The sequence below is a fragment of the Paenibacillus pasadenensis genome (assembly GCF_002864175.1).
GTDB classification, from domain to species: Bacteria; Bacillota; Bacilli; order Paenibacillales; family Paenibacillaceae; genus Paenibacillus_O; species Paenibacillus_O pasadenensis.
The window spans coordinates 2,789,418-2,805,411 of record NZ_NFEZ01000004.1 but is presented as its reverse complement, the minus strand read 5'-3'; the positions used below and the strand labels follow the sequence as shown (position 1 = coordinate 2,805,411).

Annotated in this window: 17 protein-coding genes and 1 riboswitch; of the genes, 13 read left to right on the top strand and 4 right to left on the bottom strand. The window is 67.3% G+C overall.

Going from position 1 to position 15,994, the window contains the following annotated elements:
• Positions 1 to 45 precede the first annotated feature (45 nt).
• The 4 genes from B8V81_RS25405 (at position 46) to B8V81_RS21630 (ending at position 3,512) form a co-directional block, all read left to right on the top strand.
• Positions 46 to 726, top strand: a complete 681-nt coding sequence (locus B8V81_RS25405) for an NAD(P)H-binding protein (protein ID WP_028597263.1) — start codon at positions 46 to 48, stop codon at positions 724 to 726.
• A gap of 199 nt (positions 727 to 925) precedes the next feature.
• Positions 926 to 2,869 (top strand): ATP-dependent DNA helicase, encoded by a 1,944-nt coding sequence (locus tag B8V81_RS21640; RefSeq protein WP_244912798.1) that lies wholly within the window; start codon positions 926 to 928, stop codon positions 2,867 to 2,869.
• A complete protein-coding gene (locus tag B8V81_RS21635) occupies positions 2,869 to 3,183 on the top strand; it encodes a DUF6509 family protein (RefSeq protein WP_043110834.1) in 315 nt (104 codons plus the stop codon). Before B8V81_RS21640 ends, B8V81_RS21635 begins: the two co-directional genes overlap by 1 nt.
• A 20-nt stretch (positions 3,184 to 3,203) precedes the next feature.
• Positions 3,204 to 3,512: an MGMT family protein gene (locus B8V81_RS21630; protein WP_028597260.1), complete on the top strand. Its 309-nt coding sequence runs from the start codon at positions 3,204 to 3,206 to the stop codon at positions 3,510 to 3,512.
• 114 nt (positions 3,513 to 3,626) lie between these two features.
• Here B8V81_RS21630 and B8V81_RS21625 read toward each other — a convergent pair whose 3' ends face one another.
• Positions 3,627 to 4,583: a DMT family transporter gene (locus tag B8V81_RS21625; RefSeq protein WP_052332932.1), complete on the bottom strand. Its 957-nt coding sequence runs from the start codon at positions 4,581 to 4,583 to the stop codon at positions 3,627 to 3,629.
• 153 nt (positions 4,584 to 4,736) lie between these two features.
• Positions 4,737 to 4,891: riboswitch (FMN riboswitch) on the bottom strand.
• Between the two features lie 132 nt (positions 4,892 to 5,023).
• Here B8V81_RS21625 and B8V81_RS21620 point away from each other — a divergent pair.
• The 6 genes from B8V81_RS21620 to B8V81_RS21595 all read left to right on the top strand — a co-directional run bounded on the left by B8V81_RS21620 (position 5,024) and on the right by B8V81_RS21595 (position 11,502).
• Positions 5,024 to 5,410 carry a hypothetical protein gene (locus B8V81_RS21620; RefSeq protein ID WP_028597258.1) on the top strand — a complete coding sequence of 129 codons (387 nt, stop codon included), beginning with the start codon at positions 5,024 to 5,026 and terminating at the stop codon, positions 5,408 to 5,410.
• 153 nt (positions 5,411 to 5,563) lie between these two features.
• The gene (locus B8V81_RS21615) at positions 5,564 to 6,298 is read left to right on the top strand and encodes a response regulator transcription factor (protein WP_028597257.1); all 735 of its coding nucleotides are present in this window, start codon (positions 5,564 to 5,566) and stop codon (positions 6,296 to 6,298) included.
• The gene (locus tag B8V81_RS21610) at positions 6,295 to 7,491 is read left to right on the top strand and encodes a sensor histidine kinase (protein WP_084136507.1); all 1,197 of its coding nucleotides are present in this window, start codon (positions 6,295 to 6,297) and stop codon (positions 7,489 to 7,491) included. The genes B8V81_RS21615 and B8V81_RS21610 overlap by 4 nt, the downstream gene beginning before the upstream one ends.
• Positions 7,492 to 7,657: 166 nt before the next feature.
• Positions 7,658 to 8,344 carry an ABC transporter ATP-binding protein gene (locus tag B8V81_RS21605; protein ID WP_043110833.1) on the top strand — a complete coding sequence of 229 codons (687 nt, stop codon included), beginning with the start codon at positions 7,658 to 7,660 and terminating at the stop codon, positions 8,342 to 8,344.
• Positions 8,338 to 11,112: an FtsX-like permease family protein gene (locus B8V81_RS21600; RefSeq protein WP_028597254.1), complete on the top strand. Its 2,775-nt coding sequence runs from the start codon at positions 8,338 to 8,340 to the stop codon at positions 11,110 to 11,112. The genes B8V81_RS21605 and B8V81_RS21600 overlap by 7 nt, the downstream gene beginning before the upstream one ends.
• 156 nt (positions 11,113 to 11,268) lie before the next feature.
• Entirely contained in the window at positions 11,269 to 11,502 is a 234-nt protein-coding gene (locus tag B8V81_RS21595; RefSeq protein WP_028597253.1) for a hypothetical protein, read from the top strand.
• Between the two features lie 79 nt (positions 11,503 to 11,581).
• Here the strand turns inward: B8V81_RS21595 and B8V81_RS21590 are convergent, their stop codons facing one another.
• Positions 11,582 to 12,487, bottom strand: a complete 906-nt coding sequence (locus tag B8V81_RS21590; RefSeq protein WP_052332905.1) for a DMT family transporter — start codon at positions 12,485 to 12,487, stop codon at positions 11,582 to 11,584.
• A gap of 135 nt (positions 12,488 to 12,622) precedes the next feature.
• Between B8V81_RS21590 and B8V81_RS21585 the strand changes: the two genes are divergently transcribed.
• On the top strand, positions 12,623 to 13,501 hold the full coding sequence (locus tag B8V81_RS21585) for a LysR family transcriptional regulator (protein WP_028597252.1): 879 nt from the start codon (positions 12,623 to 12,625) through the stop codon (positions 13,499 to 13,501).
• A gap of 96 nt (positions 13,502 to 13,597) precedes the next feature.
• Here B8V81_RS21585 and B8V81_RS21580 read toward each other — a convergent pair whose 3' ends face one another.
• Entirely contained in the window at positions 13,598 to 14,875 is a 1,278-nt protein-coding gene (locus tag B8V81_RS21580) for an N-acetylmuramoyl-L-alanine amidase (RefSeq protein WP_028597251.1), read from the bottom strand.
• A gap of 158 nt (positions 14,876 to 15,033) precedes the next feature.
• Positions 15,034 to 15,342: a hypothetical protein gene (locus B8V81_RS21575; protein WP_028597250.1), complete on the bottom strand. Its 309-nt coding sequence runs from the start codon at positions 15,340 to 15,342 to the stop codon at positions 15,034 to 15,036.
• A 15-nt stretch (positions 15,343 to 15,357) separates the two neighbouring features.
• Here B8V81_RS21575 and B8V81_RS25010 point away from each other — a divergent pair, with 15 nt between their 5' ends.
• Both B8V81_RS25010 and B8V81_RS21570 read left to right on the top strand, forming a co-directional pair.
• Positions 15,358 to 15,624, top strand: coding sequence for a hypothetical protein (locus B8V81_RS25010; RefSeq protein ID WP_146000539.1), 267 nt, complete (start codon positions 15,358 to 15,360; stop codon positions 15,622 to 15,624).
• Positions 15,625 to 15,661: 37 nt separating this feature from the next.
• On the top strand, positions 15,662 to 15,958 hold the full coding sequence (locus B8V81_RS21570) for a hypothetical protein (protein ID WP_043110832.1): 297 nt from the start codon (positions 15,662 to 15,664) through the stop codon (positions 15,956 to 15,958).
• Positions 15,959 to 15,994: the final 36 nt, after the last annotated feature.

The following is a 15,994-nucleotide window of genomic DNA, read 5'->3' as shown; positions in this document are numbered from 1 at the left end:
CGGCATGGAATAATGAGGACAGATCGAAGAAGGAGGGGGATGCGGATGGCACGAACGGCCGTCATTGCCGGCGCGACCGGACTCGTAGGAGGAGAGCTGCTGCGGCTGCTGCTGGAGAGCGAAGCCTACACCGAAGTGATCGCGGCCGGCCGCCGAAGCACGGGGACAACGCATGCGAAGCTGCAGGGGGTCGTTTGGGAGCAGGATCGGCCGGAGGCGGCGCTGGAGGGCCGCCTGAAGGGAGCGGATCTGTTCATCGCAACCGGCACGACGATCCGCAAGGCCGGCAGCCAGGCGGCATTCCGGGAGGTCGACTACGAGCTGCCGCTGCGGCTCGCCCGCTCGGCTGCCGCCGAAGGCGCCGCCTCGCTCGTCATCGTCTCGTCGATCGGCGCCTCCGCGTCGTCCCGCGCCTTTTACTTGCGGGTCAAAGGCGAGCTCGAGCAGGAGCTCGGCAAGCTCGGCCTGCGCAAGCTCGTGCTGCTGCGGCCGTCCCAAATCTTGGGCGCCCGCGCCGAGAAGCGCACGCTCGAAGCGGCGGCTGGAGCGGTCGGCAAGGCGTTCGGTCCGCTGATGAAAGGGCCGCTCGCCCGCTATCGGCCGGTCGAGGCCCGCGTCATCGCGGCCGCGATGCTGGCCGCCGCCCAGCATGCGCCGGAGGGCAAGACGGTGCTGGAGTCGGAGGCGCTCCCGGCCGAAGCGCGCAAGCTGCAGCAGCGGAGCTAGGTAGCGCACTCGAGAAAATGTGCTGCCGACGGGCAGCGGATCGGCGGCGGGTGGAGGCAAGCCCCTTTACACAGACTACCCGGCGGATTATGATGAAGGTTCGACATGGGCAGCGGAGCGCTGCGAGGCAGGGCAACCGAAACCGCCCGCAGCCGTCCGCTCTCCTGATCTTCAACCTGCAAGGGGAGGCTATGCCCGCTTGACCCAGACCCGCTATCCGTTCGTCTACGATCCTTCGCTGCCGTTCATCGGCCAGGCGAGCGACTGGATCGCCGACGTTTTCTACGACATTCTTCCCGAGGCCGGCTTCGAGGTGCGGGACGAGCAGATCTTCATGGCGTTCCAGCTCGAGCGCGCCTACCAGGAGCGCAAGACGCTGTTCGCGGAGGCCGGCGTCGGCACCGGCAAGACGCTCGTCTACCTGCTGTACGCCGCCGCCTACGCCCGCTATACGCAAAAGCCCGCCGTCATCGCCTGCGCCGACGAGTCGCTGATCGAGCAGCTGACGAAGCCGGAGGGCGACCTGGCCAAGATCGCCCGCCATCTCGGACTTGCCGTCGACGCCCGCGTGGCGAAGTCGCAAGGCCAATACCTGTGCCTGAACAAGCTTGACGCGGCCCGCGGCGGCGAAGGGGGCGAGCGGTTCGACGAGCTCCACCGCTCGCTGCCGGAGTTCGTGCATCGTCCCGCGACGATGCAGGCGTTCCACCCGTACGGCAGCCGCAAGGACTACCCCGAGCTCGACGACGCCGACTGGTCGCGCATCGGCTGGGACGTGTTCCAGGACTGCCTCATCTGCCCGCAGCGCCATCGCTGCGGCATGACGCTCTCGCGCGACCACTACCGCAAGGCGCCGGACGTGCTCATCTGCTCGCATGACTTCTATATGGAGCATGTGTGGACGGCAGAGGCGCGGAGGCGCGAAGGGCAGCTGCCGCTGCTTCCGGAGCATAGCTCGGTCGTCTTCGACGAGGGCCATCTGCTCGAGGCGGCCGCGCAGAACGCGCTCACCTACAAGCTGCAGCATGCGATGTTCGAGTCGATCGTCAGCCGGCTGCTGCAGAACGACATCCGCGAGTCGCTCGCCTACGGCATCGAGGACGCGATCGCGCGCAGCGAGTCGCTGTTCCGCCTGCTGCGGCGCGAGGCCAGGCCGGTGGCCGGCTCGGACCGGCTCGAGTTCCGCTGGACGCCGGAGCTGACGCGCGAGGTCCGCGCCTTCCGCTCGCAGCTGGAGGAGATCGAGGAGCAACTCGTGTTCGAAAGCGGACTGTTCACCCTTGACGCTTATCATCTGACGATCGTCGAGGAGCATCTGGACATGATCGGCACCGCGCTCGCGCTGTTCGACCGTCCGGACGGGCTGATCGCCTGGCTCGCCGACGAGGCGGACGGACTGTCGCTCGTGCTCATGCCGCGGCTCGTCAAGGAGGTGCTGGCGGAGCGCGTGTTCGCGCGTCCGATGCCGATCATCTTCTCGTCGGCGACGCTCTCGGCGGGCGGCTCGTTCCATTATGTGGCCGATTCGCTCGGCATCCGGGACTACCTGCAGTTCAGCACGCCGAGTCCGTATGACTACGCCGAGCAGATGCAGGTGCGGACGGTCCGCACGGACGGACCGGAGGCCAAGCGCGCTGCTGCTCTGAAGGCGCTTCGGCGCAGCGGCGGCCGCGCGCTGCTGCTGTTCCCGGACCGTCGGCAGCTGGCGGAGTTCCGCGACTGGGCGGCGTCGAGCGGGGAGCTGGACGGCTACCGGATGCTGTACGAGGGCGACGCGGAGATCAGCCATCTGATCGGCCGGTTCCAAAACGACGAGGAAAGCGTGCTTGCCGCCGCGACGCTTTGGGAAGGATTGGACATACCGGGTCCTTCGCTGTCGCTCGTCGTCGTCTGGGAGCTGCCGTGGCCGCCCGCCGATCCGGTCTACAACGCCCGGCGGTCGGAAGCGCAGGATGCTTTCGCCGAGGTGGAGAAGCCGTTCATGCAGCTGCGGCTGCGTCAAGGATTCGGGCGGCTCATCCGGACGCGCGAGGATCGCGGCGAGATCGTCGTGCTGTCGGACCGGCTGGACGAGCCGGCGGTGCGGCAGGCGGTGCTGGAGCTCGTGCCGGAGGGCACGCTTCAAGATGAGGAGGGAAGCTGATGGAGCTGGAGCTATTGGAAATTAGCGAATATACGGTCGAGAAGCTGAAGGATCCGTTCGGCATTCTGAGCGGCGACCGCTACGAGTTCACGCTGCTGATCGAGGTCGACGAGGAGGACGAGCTGTACCGCCCGGCGGGCCTGTACGTGCGCGTCGTCTACGCGCTCGCGTCTGGCGGGGAAGGCCGCGTCGTCTCGCATGAGATCCGCGAGCGCGGCACCGACCAGCTGCTGGACTTCGGGCTGGAGGAGGACGAGCTGGCGGAAGCGGCGGCGTTCTGCGCCGCCCATGCGGGCGAAGCCGACAACGTCTGAGCAAAGGGGAGGCGGATGACATGCAGCCATTCACGGCAAGCGTCGTCCAAGTCGTGAAAGCCATTCCCGAAGGACGGCTCATGACGTACGGCGCGGTGGCGGCGGCAGCCGGCCAGCCGCGCGCGGCGCGCCAAGTCGTGCGCGTGCTGCACAGCATGGGCGAGTCCCAAGGCTTGCCTTGGCATCGGGTCATGAACGCGGCGCGGCGCATCAGCCTGCCCGGCGACGGAGGCGAGCTGCAGCTGGCGCTGCTGGCGGCGGAGGGCACGGAGCCCGGACTGGACGGCTGCTTCGACGAAGCGCGGTTCATGCGTGCGGACGAAGCCTGAGCATCGACAGGATAGGACGTAAAAAGGGCGGCAGCCCGGATCCGCCTCAGAGGGGAGGATTCGGGCTGCCGCCCTTTTTGATCTGGCAGCGTTGCCGGGGGCTGAAGGCTGAAGTCAGCCCGCAGGAGCGGCGGGCTGAGCGGAGCGCGAGGCGCTGCGGCTCAGCAGCACGAGCACGGTCCAGATGACCACGAAGCCGGCGACTTGGCCGGCGGTGAGCGCCTGGTCGAAGACGAGCCAGTTGATGAGCACGCCGACGGCAGGGAACGCCAGCTCCGCGAGCGTGGCGAGCGAGGCTTTGGTGCCGGACAGCCCTTTGTAATAGAGCAGCATGCTCAGCAAGCCCGGGATGAACGCCTGGAACAGCAGGTTCACGAGCAGCAGCGCCGCCGCACCCCCTGCGCCGAGCGTCTGCCAGCCGTCGCCGGCGACGAGGACGAGCAGGCCGAGCAGCGGGATGGCGAGCAGGAAGCGCAGCGCCGTCACGAAGTGGAAGCCCATGCCCTTGGTGAGCAGGTACTTGCCCATGACGGTGGATCCGCCCCACAGCGCCGCCGCCCCGATGGAGAGCAGGCAGCCGAGGGTAGCGAGGTCATGCAGGCCGAGCGCCGGGGAGCCGAAGCCGAACGTCAGCAGGTAGGTGCCGGCCAGCGCCAGCAGCAGGAACCAGCCGAAGCGGCGCGGCAGCGCTTCGCGCAGCACGATCCGCGCGAGCAGGATCGCGAACAGCGGCTGCAGCTTCTGCAGCAGCAGGACGGCGTTGAAGTTGCCGTAGCTGAACGCCGCGGTGAACATGACGGTGGCGATCGCCGAGCCTCCCCAGGAGATGAACAGCATCGCGCCGACGATGCCGAGCGTGAGCTTGCCGGCGAGCTGATGACGGTAATGGATCAGGACCGGAACGGAATAGACGGCCAGCAGCAGATGCTCGAGAAAGACGATCTGCGCGGACGTGAAATGCTGGAGCAGCAGGATGCGGAACAGCGGATCGACTCCCCAGAGCGTCGCTCCGAGCGCGACATACCAGATGCCGCGCCCGCAGGAGAGCAGTCCGCCGCGGTCCGCCTGCAGCGGACTCGATGCGGCAGCGGTCGTACCCAATTCAAAAACCCCCATGAAACGGAATTTGAATTGAACCTCGTTAGAAGCAGCATGCCCCCGCCTGAAGGATCAGGACGGGGGCATGAAGAACCCGCCTGCCGCCAAAAATGGCGCCAAGCAGGGTTTCACCTTCTCTCATCCGGACTATACCGTCGGCCTTGGACTCGCACCAAGTCAGTCCCGCCGCCGCATGAAGCGGCAGCGGGAGTCGCGGGCTTCGGCGCCAAGCTGGCGCCGTCACCGCCGGTAGGGAATTTCACCCTGCCCCGAAGGTTCAGATTCAGTTAGACCGAATTGTAGCACAATCCGGCAGCGCTCGACAAGAAAAGTTCATGGTTCGCCGAAGCCAAAGAGCGGACGAGCGGGTATAATGGGAAAGGATAGGGAACATGCCAAGGAGGCTAATGACGTTGAAGAAATTCGGACTGATCCTATTGGCTGCGCTGCTGCTCGTCGCGGCGGGCTGCTCCTCGCGCAGCGGCGGCGTGGATGAATCCGCCGTGGAGACGCATATCGCGAGCGAGCCGGCGGCTGTCGCCGGCTCGCCGCTCCAGCTGACGGCGGAGATCGAGGGCATCGAGTCCCTCCTGCAGGAGGACGATCTCAAGATCGACTTCGACATCCGCGAGGAGACGGAGCAGGAGCTCCCGGTGCTGCTCACCTCGACGAAGAAGTCGGACAAGGAATATGAGGTGGAGCATACGTTTCCGGAGCCGGGCAAGTATGTGATCTACATCCACATCTATGCCGGAGACGACATCCACATCATCAAGCGCAACGAGTTCCAGGTCGGCTGACCGGCCGCTCGGAGCGCCGCCTGCGCGCTGCAGGCATGAAAAGCGATACGGGACGAAGCGGAGCAGTTCTCCGTTCGTCCCGTATTTGCTTTGCAGCGGATGCAGGGATGGATATAATAGGAAACCGAGAGATCAAGCAGGAGCGGACGGGGGATGGACATGAAGGTCGTATGGATCGAGGATGAGCGGGAGCTGCTGGAGGAAGGAGCCCGCTTCCTGCGGCAGGAAGGCTGGGAGGTCGAGGGAGCGGCTTCGGCGGAGGAGGCGGAAGCGCTCATCGAGCGCGGCAGGCCGGACCTGCTGCTCGTCGATTGGATGCTCGAAGGCGGGCGGACGGGACTGGATCTGTGCCGGCTCAACGACCGCAGCTGGCAGCTGCCGCTGCTCATGGTGACGGCCAGAGGCGATGAGTTCGACCGCGTGCTTGCGCTGGAGCTCGGAGCGGACGATTTCATTCAGAAGCCGTTCAGCCTGCGCGAGCTGCATGCTCGCATGAAGGCGGTGCTGAGGCGCGCAGGCCGAACGGCGACGGCGTCCGGCGCGGACGTCCAGGAGCCAGGCGGCGAAGGAGAGGTGCTGGAGCGCGGCGAGCTGACGATTCGGCCGCTGTCGCATGAGGCGGAGCTCGAAGGCCGGGCGCTTGAGCTGACCCGGACCGAGTTCGCGCTGCTGCTGCGGCTCGCCTCGCGGCCGGGCCGGGTATTCACGAGGACGCATCTGCTGGAGGAGGCGCTCGGCGACGCGTTCGCCGGTTATGAGCGCACGATCGACAGCCATATCCGCAACCTGCGGCGCAAGCTCGGCGACGATCCGGCCGATCCGCGCTTCGTGCTGACCGTGTACGGGGTCGGCTACAAGTTCAATCCCGATGCGGGAGCCGGCCGATGATGGACGCGCAGCGGATTCAGCGGATCGCCGCCGCCGCGGCCTTGCCGATCGGCGGCGGGGCGGCCGCCGCGCTGCTCGCGGCGCTGCTGCCGGCCGGTCCCGTGGCGGGAGACTCGTCCTGGGCGGCGCTGGGGCGCTGCCTGCCGCCGGCTGCGCTTACGGCGCTGCTGATCGCCGCAGCCATGCGGCTGGAGCGTCGCCGCTGGCGGCGGCGCCTGGCGGCATGGAGCCGGGTCGCCGAGCGCTTGGCGGATGAGCCGGATCGGGATGGAGGCGACGCGGCGGCAGACAGAGGGCGAGCGCCAGCCGCGCGGACGGATGCTGAGACTGAGGCTGGGCAGGCGGCTGCGGCGCGCCTCCATGTCCCCCGCGAGGGCGCGGCGACCGAGGCTGCGCTGCCATCGGACGAGACAGGCGGGTCCGGCGAGCGGGCGGGGTCCGCGCGCGCGGACGCGGCCGAGGAGCGGCAGCTGGAGCAGGCGCTGGGGCGGGCCGACGCGCTCATCCGGCAGCTGCGCACGACGCGCCGGCTCATGGTCGCGGAGGTCGCGCATGAGCTGCGCACGCCGCTCTCCGTCATCCGCGCCTCGCTCGACAACGCCTTGTACGAGCAGCGCCCGCTGCCGCCCGAGCGGCTGGCTGCTCTGTCGGAGCAAGCCGCCGCGATGAGCCGGCTCGTGCAGGATCTGCAGGATCTGAGCCTGGCCGAGAGCGGCCGCCTGCAGCTGGAGAAGAATTGGTTCGAGCCGGCCGCCGTCGCGGCGGCGGCGATGGAGCTGCTGCAGCCGGATGCCGACGATCGGGGCATCGGGCTCGTCGCCGAGCTGGACGGCAAGCTGCTGCTGTACGGGGACGGGAAGCGGTTCTCGCAGCTGCTGCTCAACCTGCTCGGCAACGCGATCCGCCATGCCCGCAGCCGCGTGACGGTGAGCGCTTCGGCGAGCGGAGCGGAGCTTGTGCTGCGCGTGCGCGACGACGGCTGGGGCTTCGAGCCCGAAGAGGCGGGGCAGCTGTTCCACCGGTATTACCGCAAGCCGACCTATGCGGACGGAAGTCCGGCGCCGCGCGGCATCGGCCTCGGGCTGGCTGTCGTCAAGGGCATCGCCGAGGCGCATGACGGCTCGGTGCAGGTGGAGAGCCGCGTCGGCGGCGGCGCCGAATTCACGGTGCGCTTGCCGCTGTTCCGCGAATGAGCGTCGGATCGTTCGCGCCCGTCGTTCGCGCCCGCATTTCCGCGAATAGGCCGACAGTCCGTCCGCTCTGCACAGGTTCTGCACATCGTTTCGGCGAGGACTGCATCCCGGCCTGGTACGGTAGAGGCATCCCCGAAGCGCGGGGAGGAAAAGGAGATTGCAGCCGATGCTGAGAGCGACAGAACTGAATAAGACGTATGGAACGGGAGTCGAGGCGACAAAAGCGCTCCGCGAGGTCGGCCTGACGCTGGACAAGGGGGAGATGGCGGCGGTGACCGGGCCGTCCGGCTGCGGCAAGTCGACGCTGCTGCATGTGCTTGCCGGCCTGGAGCCGGTCGACGGCGGGGAGATCTGGATCGGAGACGAGGCGGTCCACCGGCGGCGCGAAAGCGAGCTGGCGGCGCTGCGGCTGAAGCGCATGGGCTTCGTGTTCCAAGCGTATCATCTCGTGCCGGTGCTGAGCGCGGAGGAGAACGTGCAGCTGCCGCTGCTCGCCGGCGGCATGTCGCGCCGCGAGGCGGAGCGGCAGGCGCTTGAGGCGCTCGACCTGGTCGGCCTCGCCGCCAAGCGCCGCGCTCGGCCGTCGGCTCTGTCCGGCGGCCAGAGCCAGCGCGTGGCGATCGCCCGCGCCGTCGCCGGGCGGCCGGACATCCTGTTCGCCGACGAGCCGACCGGCGCGCTCGATTCCGATGCCGCCGATCAGGTGATCGGTCTGCTGGAGCTGATGAACCGCCAGTACGGCATGACGCTGCTGCTCGTCACGCATGACGACCGGCTGGCGCAGCGGCTGCCGCGGCAGATCCGCATGTTCAACGGGCGGATCGTCGAGGACCGCGGAGGCTCGTCATGCTGACCCGCGGCATTTCGTGGGCGATGGGCTCGCGCTATTTGCGCCGGCAGGGGCGGCAGACGGCGCTCGCCGTGCTGGCCGGAGCGATCGGCGCGATGCTGCTGGCGATGTCGTTGTTTCATTACGGCTCTGTCCGCGAAAGCGGCGACCGCTGGCTGAGCCGCCACTTCGGGCCGATCGACTGGGAGCTCGTCCCTGCCGGCCAGGAGGCCGGCTTCACGGCGGAGAGGGCTCGGGAGGTCGCGGCGGAGGGCAACGGCGAAGGGCCGTTTCCGTACCGCTATCTTCCCGCCGCGTCGGCGACGGTGATGCTGTACGCTTCGCCGGAGCCCGACGCGGAGGCGGCCATGCTGCAGCAGGCGCTCGCGATCGGCTTCGAGGCGCCGGCGGCCGCTGCGTTCGAGCCGGGCTCGCGGCTGTGGGACGAGCCGCTGCGGCCGGGCGAGGCGCTGCTCGACGCGGATGCGGCGGAGACGCTCGGACTGCAGGCCGGCGACATCGTTTATGCCGGCGCTCCGGACGGCGCCCGCGTCGGCTTCAAGCTGCGCGATGCGCCGCCTCCGTCCGGCTTGTCCGGCTACCGGGGCGACGGGGCGCGGCATAACGCGACGCTCGCGCTCCATCCGGACGACGCGCGGCGGCTGGCCGCGCTGCCGGAGGGCAGCTGGTCGGCGATTCTCGCTTCGCGGATGAATCCGGCCGATTCGGTGCTCGGCATGAGCTTTTCGTCGAAGCAGGAGGGCTGGTACGAGACTCGCTTCGTCAAGCGGAAAGCGGAGGACATGACGCGCAGCAATCTCGTCATCCTGATCGGCGTCATCAGCCTGACGGCGATCTTCTCCAGCGCGTTCCTGCTGCGGCAGATCGTGCTCATGCTCGCCGACTCGCGGGCGGAGCTGTACGGCGTGCTGCGGGCGATCGGCCTCAGCCGCAAGCAGGCGCGCAGCCTGTTCCGGGCGGAGGCGCTGCTGCTCGGGCTGCTGTCCGGCCTGGCCGGCATCGCGGCGGGACTGGCCGGCGGCTGGGGGCTTGTGAAGGCGATCTACGGCTCGGAGCTCGGCCGCTCGGCCGAAGCGTCGGGCATCCCGATCGAGCCGCATCTGCCGCTGCCGGTGCTGCTGGCGGGAGGGGCGGCCGTGCTGCTGTATCAGCTGCTGCTCGTGCTGGCGGCGAGCCGGCTGGCCGGCACGGGCTCGATCGTCGGCGCGATGCGGGGCGAATCAAGGGAGGGCGCGTCTGCGAGCGGCAAGCGTCGCCGCTCCATCCGCTTGGCCGTCGCCGCCGCAGCGGCCTGCGCCGTCGCCGGGCTGCAGGCTTACCACACCTGGGGCTGGTCGCCGCAGGTTGCGGACGGCTCGGTCATGCTGCGGCTGGCGCTCGTCTGGCTCGCCTCCGCCGCCGCGCTGACGCTGCTGCTGCAACTGCTGCTGCAGGCGGCAGGCTCGCGGCTCGGAGCGCGCGCCGGAGCGGACGTGCTGCTCGCTCTGCGCTATGCGGCGCAGCGTCCGGGACGCACGTTCACCGTCATGCTGCTGTTCGCCGTCGCGATGATGACGATCACCTTCACCTCGGGCATATCCAGCCTCATCCTCCCGAACTCGGATCCGGCGCGCGGTCCGCAGGCGCTGCTCGGCTACGGCGGCTTCGTCGCGTACGAGAGCGACAGCGAGAAGCAGGACATGCTGGAGCTGCTGAAGAGCGACGAGACGCTGCGTCAAGCGGTAGAGAGCTACGCGCATGTCCAGCCGACGATGGCTTCCATCTCGCTGTCTGACAGCTCCAGCAGGGGCGGGCAATCGTTCGTGCCGGTCACCCCCGAGCTCGTCCGGGGAGGCGGCTGGAAGCTGCTGGAGCGGTCCTTGGCCTTTGCGACCGATCAGGAAGCCTGGGACAAGGTGATGGCGGACAAGAGGTACATCGTCCTGCCGCGAAGCTACAAGGACTTCGGCGTCGAGCCGTCCGCGACCTTCTGGTCTCCGGAAAAGCTCTACCGCGTCGGCGACACGATCGAGCTCGGCTTTTTCAAGGCAGAAGTCAGGGCCGCCGGACAGCCGCCCGACCTGAAGCAGACGTTCACGATCGCCGGCTTCGCCGAGCCGAATTCCGCTTCCGGCGTCCATACGGAGTACGTCTACGATACGACCTACGTCCATCCCGATGTCTGGAAGCAGCTGCACGAGGGCTACCATCGCCCATGGGACAATCAGAAGTTCAAAGGGCTGATCCTGCTGCAGCTCGACGCGACCGATCTCAAGCAGGACGAGGAGGTCGTCTCCCGGCTCCTGTCCGCTGGCGCCTCGACGGCCGCCATTCCCTATCTGGACACGTGGAAGGAGCATGCTTCCTCGAAGCGGCTCGTGACCGGCTTCCTGGCCTTCACCGCGCTCTCGGCGGCGATCGGGCTGCTCGGCCTGGCCGTCCTGCAGCGGCGCTCGATGCTCGACCGCGAGCGCGAGCTCGCGATGCTCCGCTGCGCCGGCGTGCCGGCGCCGACGCTCCGGCGGGCGTTCATGCTGGAGGGGAGCCTGCTCGGCCTGCTTGGCCTCGCGGCGGGCTGGGCGGCCGGATGGAGCGGCGCGAGCGCGTTCGCCCGCGTCATCCAGACGGATCTGCGCCCGTGGGAGGAGCCGCTGCGGGTCGACTTCGACGGCTGGCTGCTCGGCGGCATCCTGCTGACGCTGTCCGCGCTTGCCGTGCTGCTGCAGGCCGGTTCCGTCCGCACGGCGCTGCGGAGCACGCCGGTCGAATCGCTGCGCAAGGCCGACGCGTAAGCGCGGCCTCGGTTTAAGAAAAACTTCAGAAAATGCTATGTTTTTGTTGCTTTCTGTCAGGTCAAAGCCCGTTATACTTAAAGTCGGACCTATTCCGGATACATTTTGCAGGTATAATCCGTCTTAGATAGAGAACGAGGCAAGGGAGAGAGCGGCATGAGGAAGCGATCCGAGGAGAGAATTCTGAGGCTGCGGCAGTCGGAGCAGGAATGCTATTCCGTCTGCTATTACCTGCTCGGCGACGAGCGGCTCGCCGTGCAGGCGGCCCAGCAGGCGCTGTGCGAGCTGTTCCGCAGCGAGGACGCCGCCTACGGACCGGAGCGGGTGCGCGCCGCCGCGATGCGTCAAGCGGTCAAGCTGGCGGCGCGGCGCTCGCCTGTGCTGCTATAGACAAAGAAGAAGACGAAAAAGAGCGGAACGGCAATCGTTCCGCTCTTTCCTATGCATCCGATGCGCTCGAGCCTTGCGCCTAGGGCAGCATGCCCGGCTCCGGCTGCGCCTGCGGGCGGCTGCGGCGGCGCAGCGCTTGCAGCCAGCGGGCTCCGTACTCCGAGACGAGCACGCCGGTGAGGACGAGCGCCGCGCCTGCATAGCCTTGCGCAGAGAGCATTTCTCCCACGACGAGGAAGCCGAACATCGCCGCGAACACCGGCTCCATCGAGAAGATGAGTCCCGCTCGCGAGGCGGTCGTGAATTTCTGCGCGGCCGGCTGGGCGATGTAGCAGAAGGCGCTGCAGACGACAGCGAGCGCGAGGATCGCTCCCCAGCCTCCGCCGGTCGACGGAAGCGACAGCTGGCCCATGAAGCCGGCGAAGATCAGTCCGAACAGGCCGGCGAAGCCGAGCTGCAGGACGCCGAGATTGATCGTGTCGACTTCTTTAGCCGCTCGGGACGTCAGCAGCACGTACGTCGCGTTGATGAGGGCGGCGAGCATGCAGAGCAGGTCGCCGGGCTGCATCGACAGCGGCATTTTCAGCGTCATCAGGCCGATGCCGGCGATGGCGAAGCCGATGCCCGCCGTCAGCTGCGGCGTCAGCTTCTGGCGCAGGAACGTCGCGGACAGGAGCGGCACGAAGATGACCGTCAGGCTGAGCAGGAAGCTGGCGTTCGCGGTCGACGTCGACTTGAGCGCGAACGTGACCGTCACGGAGATGAGGAACAGCAGCGCGCCTTGCATCGCGGCGAGCGCGACGGTTCGGCGCGTCGCCTTCCTCAGCCGGGGATACAGGATCGCGCCGGCGATCAGGAAGCCGATCATGAAGCGCAGCCCGATCAGCATGAGCGGCTCGACCGCCTCCATCGCCGCCTTCAACAGCAAGTAAGCGGACCCCCAGCATAACGTGACGACAAGCAGCAGCCATTCCGATTTCTTCATCTTCGTTCCATTCTCCATTCTTTCTTGAAGCTTTCATCCGAGGTCAAGTATACTCAGGAAGGAAGCATAAGGGAATTGAATGTTTGTCATGGATAATATGAGAAAAAGGAATGAATCCGGCGGGAGAGATCGAGCATGAGTTTGTTCAAATACGAGGTGCTGAGCGCGGTCGTCGAGCTCGGCAGCCTGACGCGCGCCGGCGAGACGCTCGGCCTCACGCAGTCGGGCGTCAGCCATGCGATCAGCAGCCTCGAAAAGGAATTCGGATTGGCGCTGCTGACGCGCAGCCGCTCCGGCATCCGGCTGACCGAGAGCGGCGAGCGGCTGCTCCGCCCGATGCGCGAGCTGCTGGCCGCCCAGGAGCAGCTGAAGCAGGAGATTGCCCTGATCAAAGGGCTGCAGGCCGGAACCGTCCGTCTCGGCACGTTCACGAGCGTGTCCGTGCACTGGCTGCCGGCGATGATCAAGGCGTTCGACCGCGACTATCCCGGCATCGAGCTCAAGCTGATCGAGGGCGACTATCGCGACATCGAGGAAGGCATCGCGGGCGGCAACATGGATCTGGGCTTCCTGTCCCTGCCGTCGAGGGAGGGGCTCGACACGCTTCCGCTCAAGAAGGACCGGATGCTCTGCGTGCTTCCGCCCGACCACCCGCTCTGCGGAGAGCGGCGATTGTCCCTCAGCCAGCTGGAGGACGAGGTGTTCATCATTCCGAAGGAAGGCTCGGACTATGATGTCCGGCGCATCCTCGAGGAGTCGATCCGCCGTCCGCGCATCAAATACGAGACGCATGACGACTACGCCATCATCGCGATGGTCGAGCATGGGCTCGGCATCAGCATCTTGCCCGAGCTTGTCCTGCGCGGTCGCGACCACCGGGCGAGCATGGTCGAGCTTGAGGACGGGCGCTACCGCACGCTCGGCATCGCCGCCGCCTCGTTCAAGCTGCTGTCCCCTGCGGCCAAGCGGTTCATGGACTACATCCGCGAGTACGTCGGCAGTCTCGACGAGTAGAATGCGGAGCAACGAAAAAGGCAGCCCGCGAGCCGGCGCGATGGCCGGGAGGGCTGCCTTTTGCGGCTTGGAACGGTTCCTCCTCCGAAAGGAGGGTCATCCTTGAAGCTGCGCGTACATCCGCTGCAGGATGAGCGCTTCCGCCCACAGGGGCAGAGGGGTATCGGGCTGCTGCTTCCATACCGAATCGGTCAAGTATCCTTGCGTGTACAGCCATTCGATCGCCTGGATCTTGTAGTCCGGCGTGCTGGCCGGATAGTTCGGGGTCAATGCCATCGCTTTCGCCACTCCTTCCGCGATTGCCGCCGCCAGATTCTGGCGCACGGCCGAGTCCTTCAGCAAGCCTGCGTCGAGCGCGTTGTCGACGAACAGGTTCTCCAGCAGCACCGCCGGCATCGTCGTCTGCCGCAGCACGGCGAAGTTCGCCTCCTTCTTGCCGCGGTCCGCGACGCCGAGCGGAGCGAGCGCCTTCATGATCGCCGCATGGACCGCATCCTGGCGCACGCCCGACGGGCCGGAGCGCGTGCCGGGGTAGACATACGACTCGAAGCCTTCGCCGCCGGCCGCATTATGATGCAGGGAGACGAAATAATCCGCCTTCCAGCCGTTGGCTATCGTCGCCCGCTCTCCAAGCGGCACGAAAACGTCCGTGCTGCGCGTGAGCCGCACGTCGACGGCATAGCCGGCGCGCAGCAGCGCGGCGACCCGCAGCGTCAGGTCGAGCGCGCTGTCCTTCTCGACGATGCCGAAGCCTTGGGCGCCGGGATCGGTGCCGCCGTGGCCGGCGTCAAGCGCCACAATCGGCAGCGGCGCTTGCGGCGCTGCCGCGGCTGCGGCCGCCGTCATCGTGCCGTACAGCCGCATGATTTTCTGGCCGTACGTGTCGCCGGCCTCGAGCGCGGCCTGCAGCGAGGCGTACTTCGTCCGATTGTAGCCGGGCACGGCCCATTTTCCGGCGAGATCCTCCCAGTTGGGCGCGCTGCCGCGAGCGACGAGCGAGAAGCGCGGATCGACGACCCTCTCGCCGGCAGGCAGCGGCGCGGTCGAGGCGTAGGCGTACAGATGCTGGATCTGCGCCGTCACGCCCTCCGCGATCGTCGCGAAGCTGGCGCCGGCATTGCCGCCGCCGGTCGCGCCGATGCCGGCGAAGTTGTTCTGCTCGGGCCTTACGTCCCCGCCGAAGCGGAACCAGTTCGTCTCGTGGATCGACTGGCAGAGCGCGATGTCGCCGCGGATGCCGAGCCGGCTGCCGACGAGCCGGAACTGGCGGGCGATCTCCGCATTGAACGACGGATTGACCGTCCGCACGTAGGCGGCCATCGCGTCCGCGGATACGGCCGGCTGGCCGAGGATCGGGGTTTTTGCAATCGCCATCTATCTATCACTCCTTTGCGGAACAAGATAGAATAGACTATTCATCCGGTGGACAAGAGGGGTGGGCCGTCGAAGCGGAAGGGCGGATGCGGCGCGGGCGGGCGGAGGCGTTAAAAAACGCCCCTCGGAGCGAGGGGCGCAAGGCGTCGGAGCGGAGCCTATTCAATGCGGTCGTAGAACTTTTTCCATTCCTTGTCGCCGCGATGGACCAGATCGGCTACCGTGCGATCGATGACCGTATGGACGGCATTGCGGAAAAATTCCGTCTCGGCCCGGATCGCCGACTCGACCTCTCCTTTGGACTTCTCGCCGTTCGTACTGCGGGCGCCGATTTCCAGGCGGTGCTTTTCCTCATGCTCATCCAGCAGGTCGAGCAGATGGTCGAAGGCGATCAGGACCGCCTCGCGCCCCTGAAGCTTGCCTTGCTCGCTCAGCTGCTGCTTGAACCGCTCCATCTCCTTGCGCATGGGAGGTCACTCCTCTTGTTGGAAAATGTTCTTGCTGGCCTTATCATCGCATATCCTTCCCGCGGTTCGCAAGGCTGGGCTCCGGCACGGCTGGCCGGAGAACGGAGCGGGCAAGAAGCTATTGAAGCCGTCGGTCCGGAAGGAGCCTTGCATGCCATGACAACCTCTGAAAAATCCGGCTCCGCCGGCGCTCGTCCCGTCATCGCGCTGACCGGCGCGAGCGGATCCATCGGCCGCCATCTGCGGGCACTTGCGCAAAACGGGGAAAAAGAGGCAGAATAAGGATGACAAGCTATGCTGCAAGGAAGGAGAGAGGCTCATGCTCGTGCCGGTGCTGATCATCGCAGCTGCCGCGGCCGTCTGCGCGCTCGTCGTTTGGCTGAACCGCCGCCAAGCCAGCTCGCGCCGCCACTCCAACGTCATCGCGCTGGATGCAGCGCGCAGGCGCAAGAGCAAACCCAATCCCGCCGCCGCCCGCGGCAAGGGACAGCCCTGCTCGCTCTGCCGGCAGCCGTCCGCGCGGCTCGCCTTTTACTCCGATGAGAACGGACAGGTCATCGGCGTCTGCAAAGCCTGCGAGCCGAAGCTGAAGTCTCGCCAGCTCGACCGCCTGTAGCGCCAGCTTCCGCCGGATCCGAGACGCATCCTGCGG

Coding starts and splice junctions, on each gene's coding strand:
- B8V81_RS21580 (WP_028597251.1), bottom strand. CDS start 14,875: ATGGCGATTGCAAAAACCCCGATCCTCGGCCAGCCGGCCGTATCCGCG.
- B8V81_RS21590 (WP_052332905.1), bottom strand. CDS start 12,487: ATGAAGAAATCGGAATGGCTGCTGCTTGTCGTCACGTTATGCTGGGGG.
- B8V81_RS21595 (WP_028597253.1), top strand. CDS start 11,269: ATGAGGAAGCGATCCGAGGAGAGAATTCTGAGGCTGCGGCAGTCGGAG.
- B8V81_RS21605 (WP_043110833.1), top strand. CDS start 7,658: ATGCTGAGAGCGACAGAACTGAATAAGACGTATGGAACGGGAGTCGAG.
- B8V81_RS21630 (WP_028597260.1), top strand. CDS start 3,204: ATGCAGCCATTCACGGCAAGCGTCGTCCAAGTCGTGAAAGCCATTCCC.
- B8V81_RS21570 (WP_043110832.1), top strand. CDS start 15,662: ATGCTCGTGCCGGTGCTGATCATCGCAGCTGCCGCGGCCGTCTGCGCG.
- B8V81_RS21575 (WP_028597250.1), bottom strand. CDS start 15,342: ATGCGCAAGGAGATGGAGCGGTTCAAGCAGCAGCTGAGCGAGCAAGGC.
- B8V81_RS25405 (WP_028597263.1), top strand. CDS start 46: ATGGCACGAACGGCCGTCATTGCCGGCGCGACCGGACTCGTAGGAGGA.
- B8V81_RS21635 (WP_043110834.1), top strand. CDS start 2,869: ATGGAGCTGGAGCTATTGGAAATTAGCGAATATACGGTCGAGAAGCTG.
- B8V81_RS21615 (WP_028597257.1), top strand. CDS start 5,564: ATGGACATGAAGGTCGTATGGATCGAGGATGAGCGGGAGCTGCTGGAG.
- B8V81_RS21600 (WP_028597254.1), top strand. CDS start 8,338: ATGCTGACCCGCGGCATTTCGTGGGCGATGGGCTCGCGCTATTTGCGC.
- B8V81_RS21585 (WP_028597252.1), top strand. CDS start 12,623: ATGAGTTTGTTCAAATACGAGGTGCTGAGCGCGGTCGTCGAGCTCGGC.
- B8V81_RS21610 (WP_084136507.1), top strand. CDS start 6,295: ATGATGGACGCGCAGCGGATTCAGCGGATCGCCGCCGCCGCGGCCTTG.